Source organism: Escherichia sp. AM3 (assembly GCF_032029835.1).
Taxonomy (GTDB): Bacteria; Pseudomonadota; Gammaproteobacteria; order Enterobacterales; family Enterobacteriaceae; genus Escherichia; species Escherichia coli.
Genome location: NZ_JAVUPQ010000317.1, coordinates 1 through 1,283 on the forward strand (window position 1 = coordinate 1; position 1,283 = coordinate 1,283).

A 1,283-nucleotide genomic window follows, 5' to 3' on the forward strand; every position below is an offset into this window, starting at 1 on the left:
GCATATCACTGTTTTCCTGCAGATGCTCAGGATTTTCATTGTTCATCAGCTCCTGATATGCGCTGTAGTTTTCGTATTCTTCGGGGCCATCTGACTCAGGAAGGAATGGCTCTGGCTGAAGGGGAATGTCTTCAGTTACATGGTTGACCGCCTCTTCCCGGGGAGTATCCGGGGATATTCCGGTGCTTTGTTTGTCATCAGGCTCCGTCATCACGGTCATTTCCTCTTTGACTGCATCAGGGGAAGGTGATGGCTCGGCTGATTCATTCATGGTTTCAGATGAGGGACTGTCTTCAGGGGATGCGGGGGTGGCAGCAGGGGCCGGTATTTCAGGTGAAGTGCCGGATTCCTGTTGTGACTCGTTTTTTTCCGGTTGTGACAGTTCGGCTTCAAATTCACGCCAGTCTTTATCTGTGGCCACCGAGACAACTTTTTCCGGAGGTTCCGCCGGATGAGCGGGTTCATCAGGGGCAGACGCCGTTGTACTTTCCGGGGACGCCGGTGATTCTGCAGGGGGGGCCTGAACTACAGAGCTTTCCGTTTGCGCCTGAACGTTATCAGCGTGCCGCTCATCTTTGCCGTTATTTTCAGTGGCGTGACTGGTAAATGACTGTGTTTCATCAGCAATGTTACTGCTGGAAGCAGCTGGTTGTTCCTGCTGCGTGGCGGACGGCAGAGAAGGTCCCTGGTCATGGCTGTGCCCTGTATCGGGTGATGTTTCAGGATATTCTGTCGGAGTCATGGTTTTTTCCTCAGTGTGGACCGGTGTAAAAACGAGGTTGCCTATCACCAGTGCCTCGCGCATTTCCGGGGTGTTACTGTTGGGGGTGGAAACCCCGATGTGTTCTAACTGGGCGTTGATGACAGGTTGAAAAGCGGCCCGTCCCCGGCTTGCGTCCAGGTCATTGAAATCGGTCAGCCCCTGCGCTTTTTCGGCATCGGTGAACGCAGGAAAGATGACCGATCCTCCTGTCAGTTCTGCGGCTTTTGTTGCACTGACGATACCTTTGTTAACCCGGATTGCATGATCGTTGTCGGCACAGAAGATAAAGGGGCTTTGCGTCCACTTTTGCCGGGCATTTTCGGCAACGGCAATCATGTTGCCTCCATCCACCGTCATCAGTACCGGAAGGCCCGTGGCTTCGTGCAGGGAGGCCGCAGTGGCATAGCCCTCGGCAAACAGTACCGGCTGACCGTTGCGCGGTGTGCCCAGCGCAAACCAGTTACCGGTTTTCTCCGAATCTATCAGGATGCGGGCATCTTTCCCCCCGGTGACCGGAATA

At 54.5% G+C, this 1,283-nt stretch carries 1 pseudogene; it reads right to left on the reverse strand.

Annotation, left to right across the window (positions count from 1 at the left end):
• Positions 1-1,283: pseudogene (locus RTW80_RS25460) on the reverse strand (DNA primase); the annotation flags it as partial.